Annotated in this window: 14 protein-coding genes; 8 read left to right on the top strand and 6 right to left on the bottom strand. The window is 59.8% G+C overall.

What is annotated here, in order from left to right:
- Positions 1 to 473: 473 nt before the first annotated feature.
- The 4 genes from ACM6IO_RS09615 (at position 474) to ACM6IO_RS09630 (ending at position 5,903) form a co-directional block, all read left to right on the top strand.
- Positions 474 to 1,274 (top strand): endonuclease/exonuclease/phosphatase family protein, encoded by an 801-nt coding sequence (locus tag ACM6IO_RS09615; protein WP_008041048.1) that lies wholly within the window; start codon positions 474 to 476, stop codon positions 1,272 to 1,274.
- Positions 1,275 to 1,691: 417 nt separating this feature from the next.
- Positions 1,692 to 2,759 (top strand): autotransporter domain-containing protein, encoded by a 1,068-nt coding sequence (locus ACM6IO_RS09620; protein ID WP_414911347.1) that lies wholly within the window; start codon positions 1,692 to 1,694, stop codon positions 2,757 to 2,759.
- Positions 2,760 to 2,898: 139 nt separating this feature from the next.
- Complete coding sequence (locus tag ACM6IO_RS09625) at positions 2,899 to 5,628, top strand: RHS repeat domain-containing protein (protein WP_414911348.1); 2,730 nt, start codon at positions 2,899 to 2,901, stop codon at positions 5,626 to 5,628.
- Positions 5,629 to 5,654: 26 nt separating this feature from the next.
- Positions 5,655 to 5,903: a hypothetical protein gene (locus ACM6IO_RS09630; protein ID WP_192227299.1), complete on the top strand. Its 249-nt coding sequence runs from the start codon at positions 5,655 to 5,657 to the stop codon at positions 5,901 to 5,903.
- Here the strand turns inward: ACM6IO_RS09630 and glgB are convergent, their stop codons facing one another.
- From glgB to ACM6IO_RS09645, 3 genes are all read right to left on the bottom strand, one after another.
- Positions 5,904 to 8,135, bottom strand: coding sequence for a 1,4-alpha-glucan branching protein GlgB (gene glgB, locus ACM6IO_RS09635; protein ID WP_192227260.1), 2,232 nt, complete (start codon positions 8,133 to 8,135; stop codon positions 5,904 to 5,906).
- 2 nt (positions 8,136 to 8,137) lie between these two features.
- The gene (treS, locus tag ACM6IO_RS09640) at positions 8,138 to 11,479 is read right to left on the bottom strand and encodes a maltose alpha-D-glucosyltransferase (protein ID WP_414911349.1); all 3,342 of its coding nucleotides are present in this window, start codon (positions 11,477 to 11,479) and stop codon (positions 8,138 to 8,140) included.
- A gap of 166 nt (positions 11,480 to 11,645) precedes the next feature.
- Positions 11,646 to 13,640: an alpha-1,4-glucan--maltose-1-phosphate maltosyltransferase gene (locus ACM6IO_RS09645; RefSeq protein WP_414911350.1), complete on the bottom strand. Its 1,995-nt coding sequence runs from the start codon at positions 13,638 to 13,640 to the stop codon at positions 11,646 to 11,648.
- 216 nt (positions 13,641 to 13,856) lie between these two features.
- Here ACM6IO_RS09645 and ACM6IO_RS09650 point away from each other — a divergent pair, with 216 nt between their 5' ends.
- Positions 13,857 to 14,024: a hypothetical protein gene (locus ACM6IO_RS09650; protein WP_192227263.1), complete on the top strand. Its 168-nt coding sequence runs from the start codon at positions 13,857 to 13,859 to the stop codon at positions 14,022 to 14,024.
- A 110-nt stretch (positions 14,025 to 14,134) separates the two neighbouring features.
- On the opposite strand, the gene ACM6IO_RS09655 is transcribed toward ACM6IO_RS09650, so the two are convergent.
- On the bottom strand, positions 14,135 to 14,629 hold the full coding sequence (locus ACM6IO_RS09655; protein WP_008041053.1) for an MgtC/SapB family protein: 495 nt from the start codon (positions 14,627 to 14,629) through the stop codon (positions 14,135 to 14,137).
- 121 nt (positions 14,630 to 14,750) lie between these two features.
- Between ACM6IO_RS09655 and ACM6IO_RS09660 the strand changes: the two genes are divergently transcribed.
- The 3 genes from ACM6IO_RS09660 (at position 14,751) to mapR (ending at position 18,132) form a co-directional block, all read left to right on the top strand.
- A complete protein-coding gene (locus ACM6IO_RS09660; protein ID WP_008035603.1) occupies positions 14,751 to 14,984 on the top strand; it encodes a DUF3203 family protein in 234 nt (77 codons plus the stop codon).
- Between the two features lie 195 nt (positions 14,985 to 15,179).
- Complete coding sequence (gene ccoG / locus ACM6IO_RS09665; protein WP_192227264.1) at positions 15,180 to 16,592, top strand: cytochrome c oxidase accessory protein CcoG; 1,413 nt, start codon at positions 15,180 to 15,182, stop codon at positions 16,590 to 16,592.
- 130 nt (positions 16,593 to 16,722) lie between these two features.
- Entirely contained in the window at positions 16,723 to 18,132 is a 1,410-nt protein-coding gene (gene mapR, locus ACM6IO_RS09670; RefSeq protein ID WP_414911351.1) for a GntR family transcriptional regulator MpaR, read from the top strand.
- Positions 18,133 to 18,255: 123 nt separating this feature from the next.
- Here mapR and ACM6IO_RS09675 read toward each other — a convergent pair whose 3' ends face one another.
- Together ACM6IO_RS09675 and ACM6IO_RS09680 are read right to left on the bottom strand one after the other, a co-directional pair.
- Positions 18,256 to 19,002, bottom strand: coding sequence for an SDR family oxidoreductase (locus ACM6IO_RS09675; RefSeq protein ID WP_008035597.1), 747 nt, complete (start codon positions 19,000 to 19,002; stop codon positions 18,256 to 18,258).
- 241 nt (positions 19,003 to 19,243) lie between these two features.
- Positions 19,244 to 21,352, bottom strand: a complete 2,109-nt coding sequence (locus tag ACM6IO_RS09680; protein ID WP_414911352.1) for a putative bifunctional diguanylate cyclase/phosphodiesterase — start codon at positions 21,350 to 21,352, stop codon at positions 19,244 to 19,246.
- Between the last annotated feature and the right edge of the window lie 18 nt (positions 21,353 to 21,370).

Consider the following 21,370-nt stretch of genomic DNA (forward strand, 5'->3'; position numbering starts at 1 on the left):
CGGACGCCATCGCCGGCAAGCCAGCTCCTACAGGTTTGTGTCGATCGCACCTTCGAAATTGCCCCCGCCTCTGTAGGAGCCAGCTTGCTGGCGATGAGGCCCTTGAACCTTGCACTAATCTTGAAGACGCCATCGCCGGCAAGCCAGCTCCTACAAAGTTGTGTCGATCACAGGTTTGAATTTACCCCCGCCCCTGTAGGAGCCAGCTTGCTGGCGATGAGACCCTTGAACCTTGCGCTATTCTTGCGGACGCCATCGCCGGCAAGCCAGTTCCTACAAAGTTGTGTCGATCGCAGGTTTGAAGTTGCCCCCACCCCTGTAGGAGCCGGCTTGCTGGCGATGAGGCCCTCGAACCTTGCGCTAATCTTGAAGACGCCATCACTGGCAAGTCGGCCCCCTGCAAATGCTCAAACTGAACTGCCCGCCCCCGCATCAGTCGCATACATAAGCCAGCCTGATTCAGAGGAGTCAAAGTGACCAGTGATTCCAAGCGCCAGACCGTCGAATCGACGCCATTGAACACGCCGCCGGCGATTAATCGACTCAGAGTACTGACGGTCAACACCCACAAGGGCTTCACCGCGCTAAACCGACGCTTCATCCTCCCGGAACTGCGTGAAGCGGTACGCAGTACGTCCGCCGACCTGGTGTTCCTGCAGGAAGTCGTCGGTGAACACGAACGCCATTCTTCCCGCCTCAACAACTGGCCGCAGACCTCGCAATACGAGTTCCTGGCCGACAGCATGTGGAGCGATTTCGCCTACGGCCGCAATGCGGTCTACCCCAACGGTCACCACGGTAACGCGCTGCTGTCAAAATACCCGATCCGCGAATACCGCAACCTCGACGTCTCGATCACCGGTCCCGAACGCCGAGGTCTGCTGCATTGCCTGCTCGACGTACCGGGCCACGCCGAAGTCCACGCGATTTGCGTACACCTGAGCCTGCTGGAAAGTCATCGTCAGTTGCAGCTCCAGTTACTCTGCCAACTGCTCGAGTCTTTACCCGACGATGCACCGGTGATCATCGCCGGCGACTTCAACGACTGGCAGCTACAAGGCAACGCCGCCCTCGCCCGCCACGACTACCTGCACGAAGCCTTCGAGCGCCACCATGGTCGCCCGGCAAAAACCTATCCGGCACGGTTTCCGTTACTGCGCCTGGACCGGATCTATCTGCGCAATGCCAGCAGCCATGAGCCGCGGATATTGGGCAGCAAGCCGTGGACGCATCTGTCGGATCATTTGCCGTTGGCGGTGGAAGTGCGTCTTTAGTGTTTCAGGCATGACCCGTCAGGCATCATTGATATTGACAGTAATGCTCTAAGGGATGCGCCCGTGAATCTCGCCGTTCACATCGACTTTCTTACCGACCGTCGGCTGCTCAAACGCCTCTGGAACAATACTTTCACGATGATTTTTCGTACAAACAAGAACTTAGATAAGCGCCAAAAAACAATCAGTTGCAACGGCTAAATTAGACATACCGCTTATCGTTCATTTTCTTGACGCGACGCCATCGGTCTTCTTGACTTGACGTTACTACCCCCGGAAGTACCACCCGGAGCAACCCCCAGACACCCGTCAAAACGGGCCGCCAGCGGCTTGCCCCAGTCCATTCGGTCGCCCCTCAATCAGGGGTAGGAGAGACGCCAGAGCGAGATACCACATGCGACTGCAAGGTAGCCCTCCATGAAAACTTCATTCACCCCACAAGAGATCAAAGTTACTTTTTGCACAGTGTCGAGTTCACTCTTGCTGTGTTCATCCATGGAAGTGCAGGCCTCGCCTGCCGAGGAAGAAACAACCCCCTGGTATGACCAGGAGGTCCCGGTGCTCACCTTGCCCTCGCTCGCTACCAACTACCCCGGCCGCTTCAGCGCCAACCCTGATCTGCGAAGTTCACACCTGACCATCGAAGACGCTGCGCCCTCGGCCTGGGATCAGCTCTATGGACAGGCGTCGCGTCAGGCACAAACCGATTATCTGTCCCAGGGATTCAGCATTCCTGGTGCCAACGAATTCAAAGGCCCGGCGATCCTCACCCTGCAAAGCGGTAGCGGCCATACCCAGCAGGTCGGGCTGATCGGCGGGATGAGCCAGTTTCAAGGCAACAGCAACGGCCTGCTGACCAGTCGCGCCCTTGCCGACCCCAACACCGACACCCTCAACCTGCAAGGCCAGAGCCTCGGCGCCTACTGGAGCCTGACCGGCCCACAGGGCTGGCACGTCGACTTGACGGCCAGTGGCGGTCGGGTCAACGGCTTCAGTCGTAATGAACAGGGAGCCCGACAAGCCACCGAAGGCAGCGCAGTCACCTTCTCGGTGGAAGGCGGCTTTCCGATTGGCCTGGGCGACAACTGGGTGGTCGAACCCCAGGCTCAGTTGATCAATCAGCGCATCACCCTGGACACCCCGTACGCTGGTTCCGGCAATGCGTCCTCCAGCGACCTGACATCCTGGAGTGGCCGGGTCGGTGCTCGGTTGAAAGGTAGCTACGACATCAACGGCCTCGGGGTCGAACCGTATGTGCGGACCAACTTGTGGCACACGGTGTACACCGGCAATACCGTGACCCTGGATCAGGTCGACAAGATCAGCACCAGCCGCTATTCATCGACAGTCGAAGTGGGTTTGGGCCTGGTGGCCAGAGTGACACCCGCCGTGAGTCTGTATGTCAGCGCCGATTACAGCAGCAGTGTGGATGAAAATGATTTGAATGGGCTGATCGGCAGTTTGGGTGTGCGGATGCGTTGGTGAAAACACTTGATTCACCTGTTACTTCTTACAGTAGGCAGGCGAATGATGGTCATGCATTGTGATAGGCAGTTCACCTTGATCAAGGCCAGCAGGGATGCTAACCGGAGCTTCGTCATACGCGCATACCGGCACACCGACCATGGTGGTGTCGGATGCGCGTGGGCTGTTGCTCAGAACGGTGCAGTTTCATCGGCGGGAGGCGGTCGATCCTGTTGACACACGGGTGACCCAACAAGGCTTCGATGCGGTGGGTCGATTGACGGCCGGTCGTGATCCGTATCTGTTCGATCTGGCTCACACCGATGCATCGGCTCCTTTTAACCTGAGCCAAGTGGCGAGCCTGTCAGGTGGCGCATTGATGACCGACAGCGTGGATGCCGGATGGCGCGTTTTTTTGCAGGGTGCCGCCGGGCAACCTTTGGAACACTGGGACGGCCGCGGCAGCCATTTGCTGACCGAATACGATGAACTGCTGCGCCCGGTGGCCGTGCATGAATATGGTCGGGAAGTGGCCGAACACACGCTGGAGCGCTTTACCTATGCCGATGCCAGCGCGGAGTCTGCGGCACGCAACCTGTGTGGCCAACCGATCCGTCAAGATGACCCGGCCGGCACCGTGTATGTTCGCCACCTGAATATCACCGGTAATGTGCTGAGCCACACGCGGAAGTTTTTGACCGGCACCGATGCGCCCGATTGGCCGGCCGATGTTGCCGGGCGGGATGCATTGCTCGAACCGGGAGACGGCGCGACCACGGCTTACACCTTTGCCCCCGGCGGCGAACCGCTCAGCCAGATTGACGCCTTCGGCAATGTTCAAGCCTTTGCTTACACCCTCGCCGGCCAACTGAAAGATACCCGCCTGACCCTGGCGGGCGACGGACAGGTCGAGAAGTTGCTGGTCCACGATATTCGCTACAGCGTCACTGGCCAGATCGAAGCGGAAACCGCCGGCAACGGCGTCATCACTCGCCACCGTTACGACGAAGCCAACGACCGACTGACCGAACTGAGCGCCCACAAAGCCGATGGCACACCGCTGCAAGACCTGAAATATCACTACGACGCCGCGGGCAATGTGCTGAGCATCGAGGATGCCGCGCAACCAATCCGCTACTTCGCCAACCAGCGCATCGCGCCGCTCAAGACCTACCGCTACGACACGCTTGATCAGTTGATCGAAGCCACGGGCTGTGAGGCCAAAACCGGATCCGGCGGCCCCGCCCTGCCCGACTTTCAAGCCCTGCCGCCCGACCCGAGCCAGATCGCCAACTACACACAAACTTTTTATTACGACGCAGGCGGCAACCTGCTGGACCTGGTACACGTCGGAGCGCAAGCCCATGGCCGCACCTTGACCCGAGCACGTTACAGTAACCGCTGCCTGCCCGAACGCGATAACCGGCCACCGACCGAGGAAGAACTGGCCAACGGCTTCGATGCCAACGGCAATCTGCGAGAGCTTCTAGTCGGCCAGTCACTGACCTGGGACTTGCGTAACCAGTTGCGGGAAGTGCGGCCGGTCGTGCGCGAGGACAAAGAAGACGACTGCGAATGCTACCTCTACGACGGTGGCGGCCAACGGGTGCGTAAAGTGCATTCCAGCCGGACCAGCGCGCGCACTGTACTTCGTGAAGTACATTACCTGCCCGGCGTGGAAATTCGCCGCCACAGCGGCACCGGTGAAATCCTCCATGTCATCACCGCCAACGCTGGCAGCAACAGCGTGCAGGTGCTGCACTGGGTGTCGGAACCACCCGATCAAATGACTCAGGATCAGGTGCGTTACAGCCTCAACGACCAACTGAAATCCAGCGCATTGGAACTGGACCAGCATGCCAACCTGATCAGCCAGGAATGGTATTACTCGTATGGCGGCACGGCGTGTTGGGCAGGTCGAAACGCGACCGAGGCCAAGTACAAAACCGTGCGTTATTCCGGCAAGGAACGGGATGCGACAGGGCTCTATTACTATGGATTGCGCTATTACGCGCCGTGGTTGCAACGGTGGATCAACCCGGACCCGGCCTGGGCAATTGATGGTCTCAATTTCTATCGAATGCTCAGCAACAACCCGATTGCTTACATTGATGTATTAGGAAATAAGGGGGAAAAATTTAACGACAACGATCTATCCGCGTTCAAAAATGAACTTTTCAAGGAGTCAGAGTTTGTATTGGGTTCTATTAAGAACAATGAGCAGATTCAAAAAATTCTTGAGAAAATAAAGAAAACAGACTCAATAGTAAAATCCAAACACTATACAAAATTCAAGACTCGAATCCTGAAACTGCTCGCAGAAATAAAGACCGAAAAAGACAGGATTGGCCCTGATGCTTTTAAAATGGCAGATAAGCTTTTTAGGTCTTCATTAACCTTTAAGCCTACTACCGATGGAGATTACAAACCCTGGGAGGCACCTGTATACAACTTCTGGGAAAACAATAGATCGAGCGCCTCCCACTCTTCGAGAGCTAGCAGGCCGAGTAGCGCTCAAGGCACGCATCCAGGTCCGCAGCGATCTGACACTTCAAGCAGGAATACAATAAATCACACTATCGGATATCCAGGCTTTCAAAGATCGACAGTTCCAAATGCATATACTGAAAACCCTGTAGCGACGCTTCGAGGGAACGACTCAAACTTTCGAACTCATCAAAACCTGTTGAGAATTGAGGGTGATCATCCAATTCAAACTGGCGCCCATGATCCTTATCCCCCAACTGGCATGGAAAGTACAAGGCAACAAAATCGTTTCACTACTCACGAGGCTGATGAGCGCAACCCGCATACCACCTCAGACGATATCAATGGAATTCGAACACGAAGAAGGTCACCTGATAGGACGGCCGCGGCGGCCATTCGCTGACGCAGCACGATGAACTGCTGCGCCTGGTGGCCGTGCGCGAATGCGGTCTGGAAGTGGCCGAACCCGCGCTGGAGCGCTTTACCTATGCCGATGCCAGCATGGAGTCTGCGGCGCGCAACCTGTGTGGCCAACCGATCCGCTACTTAGCCAAACAGCGTATCGAGCCGGTCAAGACCTACTGCTACGACACGCTTTATCAGTTGATCGAAGCCACAGGTTGTGAGGCCAAAACCACGTCCGGCGGCCTCACCCTGCCCACTATCAACGTTCCCTGATCACCCCTCCGGCCGCAACATCAACACCGCCAACGGCGGCAAATTCAGCACCAGCGAAAGCGCCTGCCCATGGCTCGCCTCTTCCTCGGTAGACGCCCCGCCGCTGTTCCCGTAATTCGACCCGGCATACGTCGCCGCATCGCTGTTGATCACCTCGGTCCAGCGCCCCGCAAACGGCACGCCAATGCGATAAGCCTGGCGCGGCACCGGCGTAAAGTTGGCCACCACCAGCACCGGCCGACCATCCTTGCTCCAGCGCAGGAACGCATAAACGCTGTTGATCGCGTCATCGCCAATCAACCACTGGAACCCTTGCGGCACGTCGTCCTGCTCATGCAACGCCGGTTCTTCGCGGTACAGCCGATTCAGGTCACCGACCAATGTCTTCACACCTTGGTGTTCCGGGTACTGCAGCAAGTACCAATCCAGCTGCTGATCATGATCCCACTCGCGCCACTGGCCAAACTCGCAGCCCATGAACAACAGTTTCTTGCCCGGATGCGCCCACATGAAGCTCAGGTACGCGCGCAGGTTGGCGAATTTCTGCCAGCGGTCGCCGGGCATTTTGTCGATTAGCGAGTGTTTGCCGTGGACCACCTCGTCGTGGGAGATCGGCAGGATGAAGCGCTCGGACCAGGCGTATACCAGGCCGAAACTCAGTTCGTTGTGATGATGCGCGCGGTACACCGGATCCTGCTGGATGTAATGCAGCGAATCGTGCATCCAGCCCATGTTCCATTTGTAATCGAAACCCAGGCCGCCCTGTTGCGTGCTCTGGCTCACGCCTGGCCACGCGGTGGATTCTTCGGCGATCACCAGTGCGCCAGGGGCTTCGAGGTTGACCACGTCGTTGAGGTGGCGCAGGAAGTCGATCGCTTCAAGGTTCTCCCGCCCGCCGTGACGGTTCGGCACCCATTCGCCGGCCTTGCGCGAATAATCGCGATACAGCATCGACGCCACCGCATCGACGCGCAGGCCATCGACATGGAAATGCTTGAGCCAGTGCAGCCCCGACGCCAGCATGTAGCCGTGCACTTCGGTGCGGCCGAGGTTGTAGATCAGCGTGTCCCAATCCTGGTGGAAACCTTCCAGCGGGTTGCCGTATTCGTACAGCGCGGTGCCGTCGAATTGCGCCAGGCCGTGGACATCGGTCGGAAAATGCGCCGGCACCCAATCGAGGATGACGCCGATGTCGGCCAGGTGACAGGCGTTGACGAACGCGGCGAAGTCATCCGGTGAACCGTAGCGCGCACTCGGGGCGAATTGCGAGAGCAGTTGATAGCCCCACGAACCGCCGAACGGGTGCTCCATGATCGGCATCAGCTCGATGTGGGTGAAGCCCAGATCCTTGACGTACGGGATCAACCGTTCACCCAGTTCGTGCCAGGTGTACTGGCGCGCGACTTCGCCCAGATCGTCCAGTTCGCACTGCCAGGAGCCGGCGTGCAATTCGTAGATCGACAGCGGCGCGCTCGGGCGTGAACGCTCGACACGTGCCTGCATCCACGCGTGATCCTGCCACTCGATGCTCAGCGGTGAGGCGACTTTCGACGCGGTGTCCGGCGGCAGCGCGGTGGCCAGGGCCATCGGATCGGCCTTGAGCGGCAGAATGCCGTGGGCACCGAGGATCTCGTACTTGTAAGCCTCGCCTGCCTGCATGCGCGGGATGAACACTTCCCAGACGCCGGTCGGGTGACGCGAGCGCATCGGGTGCCGGCGGCCATCCCAGTTATTGAAATCGCCGACCACCGACACCCGTCTGGCGTTGGGTGCCCACACGGCGAAACGCACGCCGTCGACGCCGTCGACGTTTTTCAGCTGCGCACCGAGACAACTGCTCAAGTCGCGGTGATTGCCCTCGGCGAACAGGTACAAGTCCATTTCGCCGAGCAACGGGCCGAAGCTGTAAGGGTCCTCGGACACCTGTTCGCCACCGGCCCAACGGGTGCGCAGCACATACGGCTGAGCGTGCTCGAAATGCCCGACAAACAACCCCGGCGTCTGGGTGGCTTCAAGGCTGCCGAGTTCTTCGCCGGAGTCCTTGGCCAGCACCTGCACGCTCAGCGCGTCAGGCAGATAAGCTCTTATGAATTGCCCGCCAGCACCATCGCCATGGGGGCCGAGGATTGCAAAGGGGTCGTGATGTTCAGCGCGTACCAGCGCATCGATGTCCCGGGATCTGGGCAGTAACGCCTCTCTAGCGTGACCCTGTTCCTTGTTCGAGAAACTCATGACTACTCTCCACCAAGATCGGAAAAGGGTTTAAGCCCACTCAATAATCCATATAAACCGTGCAACGGCACGGGCAACCAGGTGGGCCGATTCTCTGCCTCATAGGCCACCTCATACGCCGCTTTCTCCAGACCGAACAACGCCAGCGCGGCGTCCTCGCCTTCCGGATCTTGCCACGCATGAGCAAGACTAGCTGCCGCCAGCCGATAAGCGTCGACAAATGCCTGTCGCGCTTCACTTAAATAGCGATCGGCAACGCGCTGACGGGCCGCCTGCACATCGGTGGTGTGATCGGCGTTGTGCACGTTGATCGTCATCGCCGCAGCGTAGTCGAAGGAACGCAACACGCCGCTGACATCTTTATAAGGGCTGTGTTTGCCGCGCCGTTCGGCCAGTGGCCGCGCCGGCTCGCCTTCGAAGTCGATCAGGTACGCATCACCCTTGATCACCAGCACCTGCCCGAGGTGCAAGTCGCCGTGGACACGAATCCGCAAACCACCGACCGCTTTTTTACCCAGTTCTTGGACATGGCCGAGGATGGCTTTTTTGTTGTCCAGTAAACGGCTGACCAGGGTTTTGTCCGCCGGGTTCAGTTCGCTTTGATGCTGTTTGAGCAACTTCAGCGCGTGCTCCAGTTGCGCCGCGACATCCTTGGCCGAGGCCAGGGCGTCTTTTTGCGTGGTGACTTGCGGGGTGAAGTCCGGGTCGTCGGTAGACGCCGCCAGCACCAAGTGCATTTCACCCAGGCGCTGACCGAGCATGCCGGCGAAGTCTTTCAATTCGCCGAGGGCGTTGTAATGCTGCTCCTGCTCGGACATGGCGTCGGCCAGTTCATCGCGCAGCGCCCGTTCGAGGTTGTTCTGCGTCCATTCCCACGCATCGCCCTGATTGCTCAAATAGCCTTGGGCGATCATCAGCAAATTGTCTTCGCCCTTGGCGTCGCGGCGAACCACCGAACCCAGCAGCGGCGAGATATTGGCAAAGCCTGCGTTGGTCAGGTACGCGCTCATTTCCAGTTCCGGGTGCACGCCCGAGGCGATCTTGCGGATCAGCTTCAGCACCATGGTTTTGCCCACCACCACCGAACTGTTGGACTGCTCAGCGGACAGGTAACGCACTTCCGAATCCGCCGTCAGCCCCAGGCCGGCCAGTGCGGCAGTCGGCTCGAAACGGATTTCGCCACCATCGGAAGGCAACACCGTGTTGTCCTGCATGCCTGCCAGCACGGCGCGGATGAAGTGTTCGAGGCTGAAGGCATCGGTGATCAAACCCACCTGTGGTCCGCGTCGTACGCGCGACAACGCCAGTTGCTGCGGCAACGCCGGCCCGACCTGATCGTCCGCAATAAAGCCGAACGGCAACTGGTAACGACTGGTCTGGCCGCCGCTGGTGACTTCGATTTCACTCAACAGCACCGGATGCTGCGCATCACCGAAACGCACGCCGTAGGCCAGATTGACCTTGTCGATGGCCGCGTCCTTGCCGGCGAACCAACGCCGGTTCTGCAACCAGCTTGGCAAGATGCTCTGCTCCAGCGTGCCACGGGACGGCGCTTCGAGCAGTTCCTCCATGCGTTTCTTCAGCACCAGCGTGGTGAAGTCCGGCAGGCTTTGCGCCGGTTCGACGTGCCAGCTCGGCATCTGGTTTTCAGCTGCCAGCACAAACCAATAGAAACCGTACGGTGCCAGGGTCAGGAGAAAATTCAGCTGACCAATCGGTGGGAACGCATTCCCGCCGAGCATCTCCACCGGCACCATGCCGACGTAGGCCGACAGGTCGAGCTCTGCTGCTTGCGCGCTGCGGGACACGTTGGCCACGCACAGGATGATTTCGTGCTTGCCGTCGGCCCCGGTGAATTCACGGGTGTAGGCCAGAATCCGGCGGTTGCTCGGCGACAGCATTTTCAGGGTGCCACGACCGAAGGCTTTGGACTGCTTGCGCACCGCGAGCATGCGGCGGGTCCAGTTCAGCAGCGAATGCGGGTCGCCGGCCTGGGTTTCGACGTTGACCGACAGGTAGCCGTATTGCGGGTCCATGATCGGCGGCAGCACCAGGCTCGCCGGGTCGGCGCGGGAAAACCCGCCGTTACGGTCGATCGACCATTGCATCGGCGTACGCACGCCATCGCGGTCGCCGAGGTAGATGTTGTCGCCCATGCCGATTTCATCGCCGTAATACAGCGTCGGCGTGCCGGGCATCGACAGCAACAGGCTATTGAGCAATTCCACGCGACGACGATCACGCTCCATCAGCGGCGCGAGGCGGCGGCGAATCCCCAGGTTGATCCGCGCGCGACGGTCGGCGGCGTAGTAATTCCACAGGTAATCGCGCTCCTTGTCGGTGACCATTTCCAGGGTCAGCTCATCGTGGTTGCGCAGGAAAATCGCCCACTGACAGTTGGCCGGGATTTCCGGGGTTTGACGCAGAATGTCGGTGATCGGGAAACGGTCTTCCTGGGCCAGCGCCATGTACATCCGCGGCATCAGCGGGAAGTGGAACGCCATGTGGCACTCGTCGCCGTTCAGGCCTTTTTTATCGGTTTCACCGAAGTAGAGCTGGGTGTCTTCCGGCCATTGGTTGGCCTCGGCCAGCAGCATGCGATCGGGATAATTGGCGTCGATTTCGGCACGGATCTGCTTGAGGACATCGTGGGTCTCGGGCAGGTTTTCGTTGTTGGTGCCGTCGCGCTCGATGAGGTACGGAATCGCATCCAGACGCAAACCGTCGATGCCCATGTCCAGCCAATAGCGCATGACCGAGAGCACGGCTTTCATGACCTGCGGGTTATCGAAGTTCAGGTCCGGCTGGTGGGAATAGAAGCGGTGCCAGAAGTACTGGCCGGCGACCGGGTCCCAGGTCCAGTTGGATTTCTCGGTGTCGAGAAAAATGATGCGGGTGCCGTCGTATTTTTGATCGTCATCGGACCAGACGTAAAAGTCCCGCGCGGCCGAGCCGGGCTTGGCTTTGCGCGCACGCTGGAACCAGGCGTGCTGGTCCGAGGTGTGATTGATGACCAGCTCGGTAATCACCCGCAAGCCACGTTTGTGCGCTTCAGAGATAAAGCGTTTGGCGTCGGCCATGGTGCCGTAATCGGGGTGTACGCCGCGGTATTCGGCAATGTCGTAACCGTCATCGCGCCGTGGCGACGGGTAAAACGGCAGGAGCCAGATGGTGTTGACGCCGAGGTCGGCAATGTAATCGAGTTTGGCGATAAGGCCGGGAAAGTCGCCGATCCCGTCGTTGTTGGAGTCGAAAAAAGACTTAACGTGAACCTGGTAGATCACCGCATCCTTGTACCAGAGCGGGTCCTTGATAAACGTGGCTGCCTTGGGTTTCTTCGCCATTTGAAACTCCTGTTGAGTTCGAGAAGGTCGCTGGGCCGTACACAGTCCTCCGACGCGATGATTTCCCTGTAGGAGCCTGCTTGCTGGCGATGGCGGCGGGCCAGTCAACGAAACTGTTGAATGCAATTCCGTATCGCCAGCAAGCCTGCTCCTACAGGTCCTGCGTTTAGACGGTAATGCGCCAGATCCCGAACGGCTGATGCGCCGGGTCGATCCGCATGAACTGGTACTTGCCGTGCCAGGTCCAGCGATGCCCGTTCATCAAATCCTCGCCCTGGGTGCTGGCGTCGTCGGACAAACCCATTTCCCACAGCGGCAATTCGAAATTCGCTTCCTGAACGTTGTGCGGATCGAGGCTGACGGCCACCAGAATGAAATTGCTGCCATCGGCGTTGCGCTTGCCGAAATACAGAATGTTGTCATTCCAGGCGTTGTAGACCCTTAGCCCCAAATGCGTGTGCAGCGCCGGGTTTTGCCGACGAATGCGATTGAGCTGCGCGATCTCGGCGATGATGTTGCCGGGCGCATTGAAGTCCCTTGGGCGGATCTCGTACTTCTCGGAATCGAGGTATTCCTCCTTCCCCGGCACAGGCGCGGCTTCGCAGAGTTCGAACCCGGAATACATGCCCCACAACCCGGAGCCCATGGTCGCCAGCGCCGCACGGATGAGAAAACCGGCGCGCCCCGACTCATGCAGAAACGCCGGGTTGATGTCTGGCGTATTGACGAAGAAATTCGGCCGGTAGCATTCGCGCCACGGCGATTCGTTGAGCTCGGTGAAGTACGTCGACAGTTCGTGCTTGGTGTTGCGCCAGGTGAAGTAGGTGTAGCTCTGCGAATACCCCACCTTGCCCAGGCGCGCCATCATCGCCGGCGTGGTGAAGGCTTCGGCGAGAAAAATCACCTCCGGGTACAGCGCCCGCACATCGGCGATCAGCCACTGCCAGAACGGCAACGGTTTGGTGTGCGGGTTGTCGACGCGAAAGATCTTCACGCCCTCCTCGACCCAGCCGACCACGATGTCGCGCAACTCGACCCACAGGCTGGGGATCGCCTCGACCGCATAGAAGTCGACGTTGACGATGTCCTGGTATTTCTTCGGCGGGTTCTCGGCGTATTTGATGGTGCCGTCCGGGCGCCAGTTGAACCAGCCGGGGTGCTGTTTGAGCCACGGATGGTCCTGGGAACACTGGATGGCAAAGTCGAGCGCGATTTCCAGGCCATGGTCAGCTGCGGCAGCCACCAGCCGACGGAAGTCTTCGCGGGTGCCCAGTTCCTTATGAATCGCCTCATGCCCGCCCTCTTCACTGCCAATGGCATAGGGGCTGCCCGGATCGTCGGGGCCAGCGGTGAGCGAGTTGTTCGGGCCTTTGCGGTAGCTGCGCCCGATCGGGTGGATCGGCGGAAAGTACAGCACGTCGAACCCCATGTCGTGGATCATCGGCAGCCGCGAATGCACGTCGTTGAAGGTGCCGTGACGGGCCGGGTCATCGGTGATCGAACGCGGGAACAACTCATACCAACTGGCAAACTGCGCGAGCTCGCGTTCGACATCCAGCGGATACTCGGCGCTCAGGCTCAAAAAAGCGTGGTGATCGGCCTCGGCCATCAGGTCAGCGCTATGCTGGTGCAAAAACAGTGCGACCTGCTCGGTTTCGAGCAACCCGGACAATTCATGGTGCAGCGCGGCCAGCGCTTCGCTGAGTGGTCCTTCAGTGCGTTCGGCCGCCTGCTGGACCTGATTGCGCCCCTCCTGCAACTCAAGACTGACCGGCACGCGGGCCGTGTACTTTTTTTCCAGCTCATAACAGAAGCTGGCGAACTGATCGACCCAGGCTTCGATGCAGAACACATAACGGCCCTGGCGGTCGACGCGGAACTGGCCTTGATAACCGTTGTTGCCCAACTCGCCCATGACTTCGCTCTGCCAGACTTCATCGTCGGCGGCGCGCCAGCGGACCCGGACGGCCAGTTTGTCATGACCGTCGGCGAAGACTTTGCTGGTAACGACCACGTCTTGCCCCACCACTGCTTTAACGGCGAATTGCCCGCCATCGAGGGTCGGCATGGTGTTTTCGATGGCGATGCGCGGTAGCAGTAATGCCTGCGACAGCGGCATATGAGGGTTGTAGTTGAGCTCTGTGGGTTTTTCAGCAGTCATCGAGCATCTCTCCTTCACGCCCCATGGACGCTCTTGTACCTGGTCGTCATTCGCACAAGGCCAGCGGCCCCGGAATGAACTCACTTAAGCTCCGAGCGACCGGCGCCGGTAAAGTTCACGGGGATTTGCCTGGGTATCCGGTGGAATCAATTCCTGCACGAAGTGGTCAACACACTTAAGCACGACTTGCGCCATGTGCCACTGGAGGCTTCAACGATGAGTATTCCAATCCCGGCAGAAACGCCAGATCCGAACATCGACCAACCGACCATTCCGCCGACTGAGCCGCAACCTGTACCCGAGCAGGACCCGCCGGGCACTACCCCGCCACCGCGTGAAGATCCGCCAGAAACCATCCCGCCGGTGATCGTCAGTCCCGAATGATGCCGCGCCCCCTGTAGGAGCCGGCTTGCTGGCGATAGCGGTTTACAACGCACCATTTATATTAATTGACACACCGCTATCGCCAGCAAGCCGGCTCCTACAGGGCCGTGTCAGTCTTTGTTTTCGAGTAGCTTCACGATCCTCGGCATCACGCTGAAAATCGCCAACGCCAGCAACGTACTGAACACCGCCGTCGCCTCACGCCCCAACCCGGCGGAAACACCAATCGCCGCGGTCATCCACAACCCGGCGGCGGTGGTCAGGCCTTTCACATGGCCTTCATCACCGTCCTGGTTTTTCAGGATGGTCCCGGCACCGAGAAAGCCGATCCCGGCGATCACGCCCTGCACCACGCGGCTCATGGCATCCGCCTGAGAACCGGACATTTGCGGCACCAGCACAAACAATGCCGCGCCAAGCGCGACCAACATGTGCGTTCGCACTCCGGCCGCCTTGCCCTTGTGTTCACGCTCGAACCCTAGAATCCCGCCCAAAATCGCCGCTATCAGCAATCTGACGGTAATTCGTGTCAGTTGTGAGGCGTCACCGATGTCGGCGAACTCCGCTTGCAGCGTCACCCAAACCTCATGCCACCAGGCGTTCATGGTGCAATCCTTGTAGATGCTCGATAGAGGATGGACCGCGCCGACCATTAATCGGTTGCACAGAACGATGGCGGCCGCGGGTGCCCTAACAGTCATGAACCCGCAGAAAAAGGACCTCTCCATGACTGTGCGCATCGAAAACCAGACCTGCTTCTTCATCACGCAGAACGGCGAAGAAATCCGTCTGTGCCCCGACGTCACCATCATCACCGACGGCGCCAAGGCCATGTCGGCGGTAGACATCGACGGCCAGCGCATTTACATCACCGAAGCAGAAGCCGATGCATTGACCGTAGCAGGTGCAGTGGACGGTCGACGGCATCTGAAGGCAACCAACAGTGATTCGGTGATTTGACTGACCCGGATCAACATCACGCGCGAGCGCCTGATATAGGCGCCCGCGCCCCGTTTTGACGGGTGCATCAACTTGTCGCAGGGCAAGGCTCAACGCTCATCTGATCCGCTTTTTATTGCGATACCTGAGTCTGTTATGCAAACAGATCGCCGCTCATAGTGCTCATGCCTGATGGAGGCTGATGAGCGAAAGACCATGAGCGAAAGAATCCCCGTCCGAACCGTAGAAACATTTGAACCTTCGCGTCCAAAGATGAAGGCCAAGTCCAGCGACAACCTGATCCACACCCGCAGCTTCACCGGCCTGTTCCGAACCCTGCGCTTGAGCGGTGCGGGATTTCTGTTTCTGCTGTTTTTCGGCACCGTTTGGTTGAACTGGGGTGGCCGTCAGGCCGTGCTCTGGGACCTTTCCGAAAGCAAATTCCACATCTTCGGTGCGACCTTCTGGCCGCAGGATTTCATCCTGTTGTCGGCACTGTTGATCATTGCCGCGTTCGGTCTGTTTGCGATCACCGTATTTGCCGGCCGGGTCTGGTGCGGCTACACCTGCCCGCAGAGCTCCTGGACCTGGATCTTCATGTGGTGCGAGAAGATCACCGAAGGCGAGCGTAACCAGCGAATCAAGCTGCAAGCCGCGCCCTGGGGCGTGAATAAACTGATGCGTCGCTCGGCCAAGCACACGCTGTGGCTGGCGATCAGTTTGATGACGGGCCTGACGTTTGTCGGTTACTTCACGCCGATCCGTCCGCTGGCCGAAGAGTTGCTGACCTTGCAGATGGGCGGTGTCAGCCTGTTTTGGGTGCTGTTTTTCACCGGCGCGACCTACATCAACGCCGGTTGGCTGCGCGAAGCGGTGTGCATGCACATGTGTCCGTATGCACGGTTCCAGAGCGTGATGTTCGACAAGGACACGCTGACCATTTCCTACGATGTCGCCCGTGGCGAAAACCGTGGCCCACGCAAACGTGAGGTGAAACCTGCCGACGTCGGCCTTGGTGATTGCATCGATTGCCAACTGTGCGTTCAGGTCTGCCCGACCGGCATCGACATCCGCGATGGCTTGCAGATGGAGTGCATCGGGTGCGCCGCGTGTATCGACGCCTGCGATTCGATCATGGACAAAATGGGCTATGCCCGTGGCCTGATCAGCTACACCTCGGAGCACGAGTTGCAAGGTGGCAAGACGCATCTGCTGCGGCCAAGGCTGATCGGCTACACCGCGGTGTTGCTGGTGATGATCGGCGCCCTCGCCCTCGCGCTGGTGGAACGGCCGATGGTGTCGCTGGACGTCAGCAAGGACCGTGGTCTGTTCCGCGAGAACAGCCAGGGGCAGATCGAAAACATCTACAGCCTTAAAGTCATCAACAAGACCCAGCAACGTCAGGACTACCGCTTGACCCTGGTCGATGGCGACGGCTTCCAGCTGCAAGGCAAGACCGAACTGAGCCTGGCGCCGGGCGAAATTGTCGACGTGCCGGTGTCCGTGGCGATGACCACCGAACGGCCGAGCAGCAGCTCGCAGAGCATCAGTTTCAAGATCATCGACAGCGATGAACCTGAGATTTATAGCGTGGCCAAAAGCCGGTTTGTTGCGCCGATGAACCGTTGATCCCTTAGACTGCGGTGCTGCCATTCGCGGGCAAGCCTCGCTCCTACAGTCTCCACCGTACTGTAGGAGCGAGGCTTGCCCGCGAAGAAGTCACCTCGATTTCACTGAACCACAATGAACCGGGCACTCGATGAAACGCTACGAAAAATTCGCCGACGACATCGCTGAACTGATCCGCTCCGGCGTCCTCGGCCCCGGCCAGCGCGTGCCATCGGTGCGCTACGCCAGCCAGACCTACGGCGTCAGCCCGTCCACGGTGTTCCAGGCCTATTACCTGTTGGAGCGCCGCGGCCTGATCCGCGCCCGCCCGCGTTCCGGCTACTTCGTCAACACCCACGCGCCGAGCCCGTTTTCAGAGCCGGTGATCAGCAGCCAGGTCAACGAGTCGACCGAAGTCGACGTCAGCGAACTGGTGTTCTCGGTCCTCGACTCGATCAAAGACCCCAACACCGTGCCCTTCGGCTCGGCGTTCCCCAGCCCGACCCTGTTTCCCCTGCAACGCTTGTCCCGCTCCCTGGCCAGCGCCGCCCGGAACATGGACCCGCGCATGGTCGTCACCGACATGTCGCCGGGCAACCCGCAACTGCGCCGACAAATCGCCCTGCGCTATATGGTCGGCGGCCTGATGCTGCCCATGGAAGAGCTGCTGATCACCAACGGCGCCCTTGAGGCGCTGAACCTGTGCCTGCAAGCCGTCACTGAACCCGGCGACCTGGTGGCCATCGAAGCCCCGGCGTTCTACGCCTGCCTGCAAATCCTCGAACGGCTGAAACTCAAAGCCGTGGAAATCCCCGTGCACCCACGCGATGGCATCGACCTCCGCGTGCTCGCGCAAACCCTGGAGCGCCACCCAATCAAGGCCTGCTGGTGCATGACCAGCTTCCAGAACCCCATGGGCGCCACCATGCCCGAGGCCAAGAAACAGGAACTGGTGGAGTTGTTGCGCAGCCATCAGGTGCCGCTGATCGAAGATGACGTTTACGCAGAACTCTATTACGGGCAACAGGCGCCAAAACCGGCGAAAGCGTTCGATACCGAAGGGTTGGTGATGCACTGCGGCTCGTTCGCCAAGAGCCTCGCCCCTGGTTATCGCATTGGCTGGGTGGCTGCCGGGCGCTATGCGCAGAAGATTGAGCGGTTGAAGTTGATGACTTCGCTGTGCGCTTCGATGCCGGCGCAAGCGGCCATTGCCGACTACCTGCAACATGGCGGCTACGACCGGCATCTGCGCAAACTGCGTTATGCGTTGGAAGAGCAGCAAAGTGCAATGCTGGCGGCGATTGCGCGCTATTTCCCGGCGCAGACTCGCGTCAGCCAACCGGCCGGCGGGTATTTTTTGTGGCTGGAATTGCCGCCGCAGATGGACTCGTTGAAGTTGTTTCAGATGGCATTGGCGCAAGGGATCAGCATTGCGCCGGGGCCGATATTCTCACCGGCGCAGCGGTTCAGGAATTGCATTCGGCTGAATTATGGCAGCCCTTGGGATGAGGCTTCGGAGAAGGCGATGGAGACGTTGGGGCGGATTGTTCGGTCCTTCTGAAGGCTCGAAAGTGTATGGACTATCGCCTTCGCGAGCAGGCTCGCTCCTACAGTTGACCGCGTTCCACTGTGGGAGCGAGCCTGCTCGCGATGAGACCAGAACAGGCACCACAACACTTGAGGGCTAGCGTCCGCCACCAAGATCAACAAACGTCCCCGTCGCATACGACGCCTTATCCGACAACAACCACACAATCGCTTCCGCCACTTCATCCGGCCGGCCACCGCGCGCCATCGGTATCGCCGATTCCAGTTTGCTGACCCGGTCCGGATCGCCGCTCAGCGCGTGGAAATCGGTGTAGATGTAGCCAGGTCGCACGGCGTTGACGCGGATACCTTCGCCGGCCACTTCCTTGGACAGGCCGACGGTGAAGGTGTCGAGCGCGCCTTTGGAGGACGCGTAGTCGACGTATTCGTTGGGGGCGCCCAAGCGTGCGGCCACCGAGGAAACGTTGACGATGCTGCCTCCCTGGCCGCCATGTTTGGGCGACATGCGCAGGATCGCGTGTTTGGCGCAGAGGATTGGCGCCAGGACGTTGGTTTTGAGAATTTTGAGGATGCGGAATTCGGACATTTCGTCGACCCGGGACTTGTGCCCCACGGTGCCGGCGTTGTTGACCAGTGCGGTGACCCGGCCCAGTTCGGTGTCGACCCGGTGAAACAAGGCGATCACTTCGTCTTCGATGCTGACGTCGGCACGGACCGCGATCGCTTGGGCACCGAGGGCGCGGACTTGCTCGAGCACACGGTGCGCAGCTTCTTCGTCGGATTGATAGTTGATGCAGATCCGATAGCCCTGTTCGGCGGCCAACAAGGCTGTGGCGGCGCCGATGCCGCGGCTGCCGCCGGTGATGACGATGACTTTGTCCATGCGAGCTTTCCCCGTTCAAGCGTAAGCAGTCGGGGGCAAGAATAACCGTCATCGGCGTTTTTTGCATGGGGTGTTGTGGTGTCCGGGCGGACGCCATCGCCGGCAAGCCGGCTCCTACAAGGTTTTGTGGCGGGCCTGAACGATCTGAACAACACGGTCCTCTGTAGGAGCCGGCTTGCCGGCGATAGCGCCCGCGACATCGACGTAACTCTCACGGGGCCCATCGCCGGCAAGCCGGCTCCTACAGGGGGAGTGACTCGGCGGTAAGCGGTAACGCGGTCGCACGCTCCGCTCGAAGGATGTCGACCATGAAGCGCTCCGCCGGCAGCGGGTGCCCCAGCAGGTAACCCTGCAACGAATCGCAGCCCAGCTGGGTGAGGAAATCCTGCTGCACGTCGGTTTCCACCCCTTCGGCGACAATCCGCAAACCCAGTGCCTGGCCCAACGCGACGATGGCGGAAACGATCGCGGCGTCGTCGCTGTCGCGCTCCAGGTCGCGGACAAAACCGCGGTCGATCTTCAATTCATTGGCCGGCAAGCGCTTGAGGTACATCAAACTCGAATAGCCGGTACCAAAGTCATCGATGGACAGGTCGACGCCCATCTCCGAGAGCTCGTTAAGCACCGTCATGCTCGCATCGGCGTCACTCATGGCGGTGGTTTCGGTGATTTCCAGGGTCAGGCTGTTGGCGGGCAAATGGTGCGTGGCCAGGGCTTTGGCGACACTTTGAACCAGGCCTGCATGGCAGAACTGCAGGGCCGAGAGGTTCACGGCGATGCGCCAGTCGGTGTAGCCGAGCACGTACCACTCGCGCATCTGGCGGCAGGCTTCGTTGAGTACCCAGTCGCCAATCGGGATGATCAGCCCGGTCTTCTCCGCCAGCTCGATGAATTTGTCCGGCAGCAGCATGCCCTGAGTCGGGTGCACCCAACGCAACAGCGCTTCGGCGCCGACCGGCCGGCCATTGCTGGCGTCGAACTTGGGCTGGTAATAGAGGCTGAACTGTTGCTGGTCCACGGCATTACGTAGGTCTTGCAGCAATTGCAGTTGTTTGCGCGCGTTGCTGTTCATCGAGGCGTCGAAGAAGCTGTAGCCGTTTTTGCCCGCGCCCTTGGCGTGATACATCGCCGCATCGGCATTCATCAGCAGCTCTTCCGCCGTCTGGCCGTTGCCCGGGTAGAGGGCGATGCCGACACTGGCTGAAATCTGCAAATCATGTTCGGCGACGCGGAACGAGCGCGCGATCATTCCGACCTGACGGGCCGCCAGGTTCAGGGCGTCATGTTCGTCGCGCAGTTGCACCAGCAAGACAAATTCGTCACCGCCGATCCGCGCCAGGGCGTCCTGGCTGCGCAGATCCTCGCGCAAGCGCAAGCCGACTTCCCGCAGCAGCAGGTCGCCCATGTGATGGCCGAAGGCATCATTGACCGGTTTGAAACCGTCCAGATCGATGAACATCAACGCAAAACAACCGCCCTGCTCCTGCACCCTCGACATGGCCTGGCCGATGCGGTCGGCCAGCAATATCCGATTCGGCAAACCGGTCAGGGTGTCGTGCAGCGCCAGTTGGGTGAGTTCACGATTGGCTTCGGTCAGCGAGCGGGCCAGATCGGCGGTACGTGCCTCTAGACGCGCATCCAGAATCGAGGTGAGCAAGGCGATGCTCAACACCGCCAGCGTGGTGATCAAGACCAGGCTGTCCAGGCCCTTGCCGCTCAAACCGTTGACCGCCGCGCCACAAAAACTGCCGTCCGGAAACCGCGCCGCGGCCATGGCCGTGTAGTGCATGCCGACGATGGCGATGCCCATGATCACCGCCGCGCCGCCGCGAATCAGCCGGACATAAGGTGTGTGCTTGCGCAGGCGGAAGGCGATCCATAATGCCGCGCCCGAGGCGCCAACGGCTATCAGCAGCGATACGCTGAACAGCGTCGGGTCGTAATCGATGCCCGGCTGCATGCTCATGGCGGCCATGCCGGTGTAATGCATGGCGCTGATGCCCGCACCCATCACCAGTGCGCCGAACGCCAGTTGCCAGGCCGGTAATTGTGGCTGGCTGACCAGCCACAGGGCGAAGCCGCTGGACAGGAACGCGGTCAGCAGCGACAGCGACGTCAGCGTGACATCGTAGCCAAGGTCAATCGGCAATTTGAACGCGAGCATGCCGATGAAATGCATCGACCACACACCAATGCCCATCGCAAAAGCCCCGCCCGCCGTCCACAAATGCACGGCCCGACCTTTGGCGGTGGCAATGCGCCCGGTCATGTCGAGTGCGGTATAGGAGGCGAGAATCGCTACGAAGAGCGAAATGATAACCAGCGTGGGTGAATAGCTACCGATGAGCATTGGATTTCTCGCGACTAC

The sequence above is a fragment of the Pseudomonas sp. IT-P44 genome (assembly GCF_949768225.1).
GTDB classification, from domain to species: Bacteria; Pseudomonadota; Gammaproteobacteria; order Pseudomonadales; family Pseudomonadaceae; genus Aquipseudomonas; species Aquipseudomonas migulae.

Excerpts from the sequence above, each read along its gene's own strand:
- ACM6IO_RS09620 (WP_414911347.1), top strand. The coding sequence starts at position 1,692 with ATGAAAACTTCATTCACCCCACAAGAGATCAAAGTTACTTTTTGCACA.
- ACM6IO_RS09625 (WP_414911348.1), top strand. The coding sequence starts at position 2,899 with ATGGTGGTGTCGGATGCGCGTGGGCTGTTGCTCAGAACGGTGCAGTTT.
- glgB (WP_192227260.1), bottom strand. The coding sequence starts at position 8,135 with ATGAGTTTCTCGAACAAGGAACAGGGTCACGCTAGAGAGGCGTTACTG.
- treS (WP_414911349.1), bottom strand. The coding sequence starts at position 11,479 with ATGGCGAAGAAACCCAAGGCAGCCACGTTTATCAAGGACCCGCTCTGG.
- ACM6IO_RS09645 (WP_414911350.1), bottom strand. The coding sequence starts at position 13,640 with ATGACTGCTGAAAAACCCACAGAGCTCAACTACAACCCTCATATGCCG.
- ACM6IO_RS09650 (WP_192227263.1), top strand. The coding sequence starts at position 13,857 with ATGAGTATTCCAATCCCGGCAGAAACGCCAGATCCGAACATCGACCAA.
- ACM6IO_RS09655 (WP_008041053.1), bottom strand. The coding sequence starts at position 14,629 with ATGAACGCCTGGTGGCATGAGGTTTGGGTGACGCTGCAAGCGGAGTTC.
- ACM6IO_RS09660 (WP_008035603.1), top strand. The coding sequence starts at position 14,751 with ATGACTGTGCGCATCGAAAACCAGACCTGCTTCTTCATCACGCAGAAC.
- ccoG (WP_192227264.1), top strand. The coding sequence starts at position 15,180 with ATGAGCGAAAGAATCCCCGTCCGAACCGTAGAAACATTTGAACCTTCG.
- mapR (WP_414911351.1), top strand. The coding sequence starts at position 16,723 with ATGAAACGCTACGAAAAATTCGCCGACGACATCGCTGAACTGATCCGC.
- ACM6IO_RS09675 (WP_008035597.1), bottom strand. The coding sequence starts at position 19,002 with ATGGACAAAGTCATCGTCATCACCGGCGGCAGCCGCGGCATCGGCGCC.
- ACM6IO_RS09680 (WP_414911352.1), bottom strand. The coding sequence starts at position 21,352 with ATGCTCATCGGTAGCTATTCACCCACGCTGGTTATCATTTCGCTCTTC.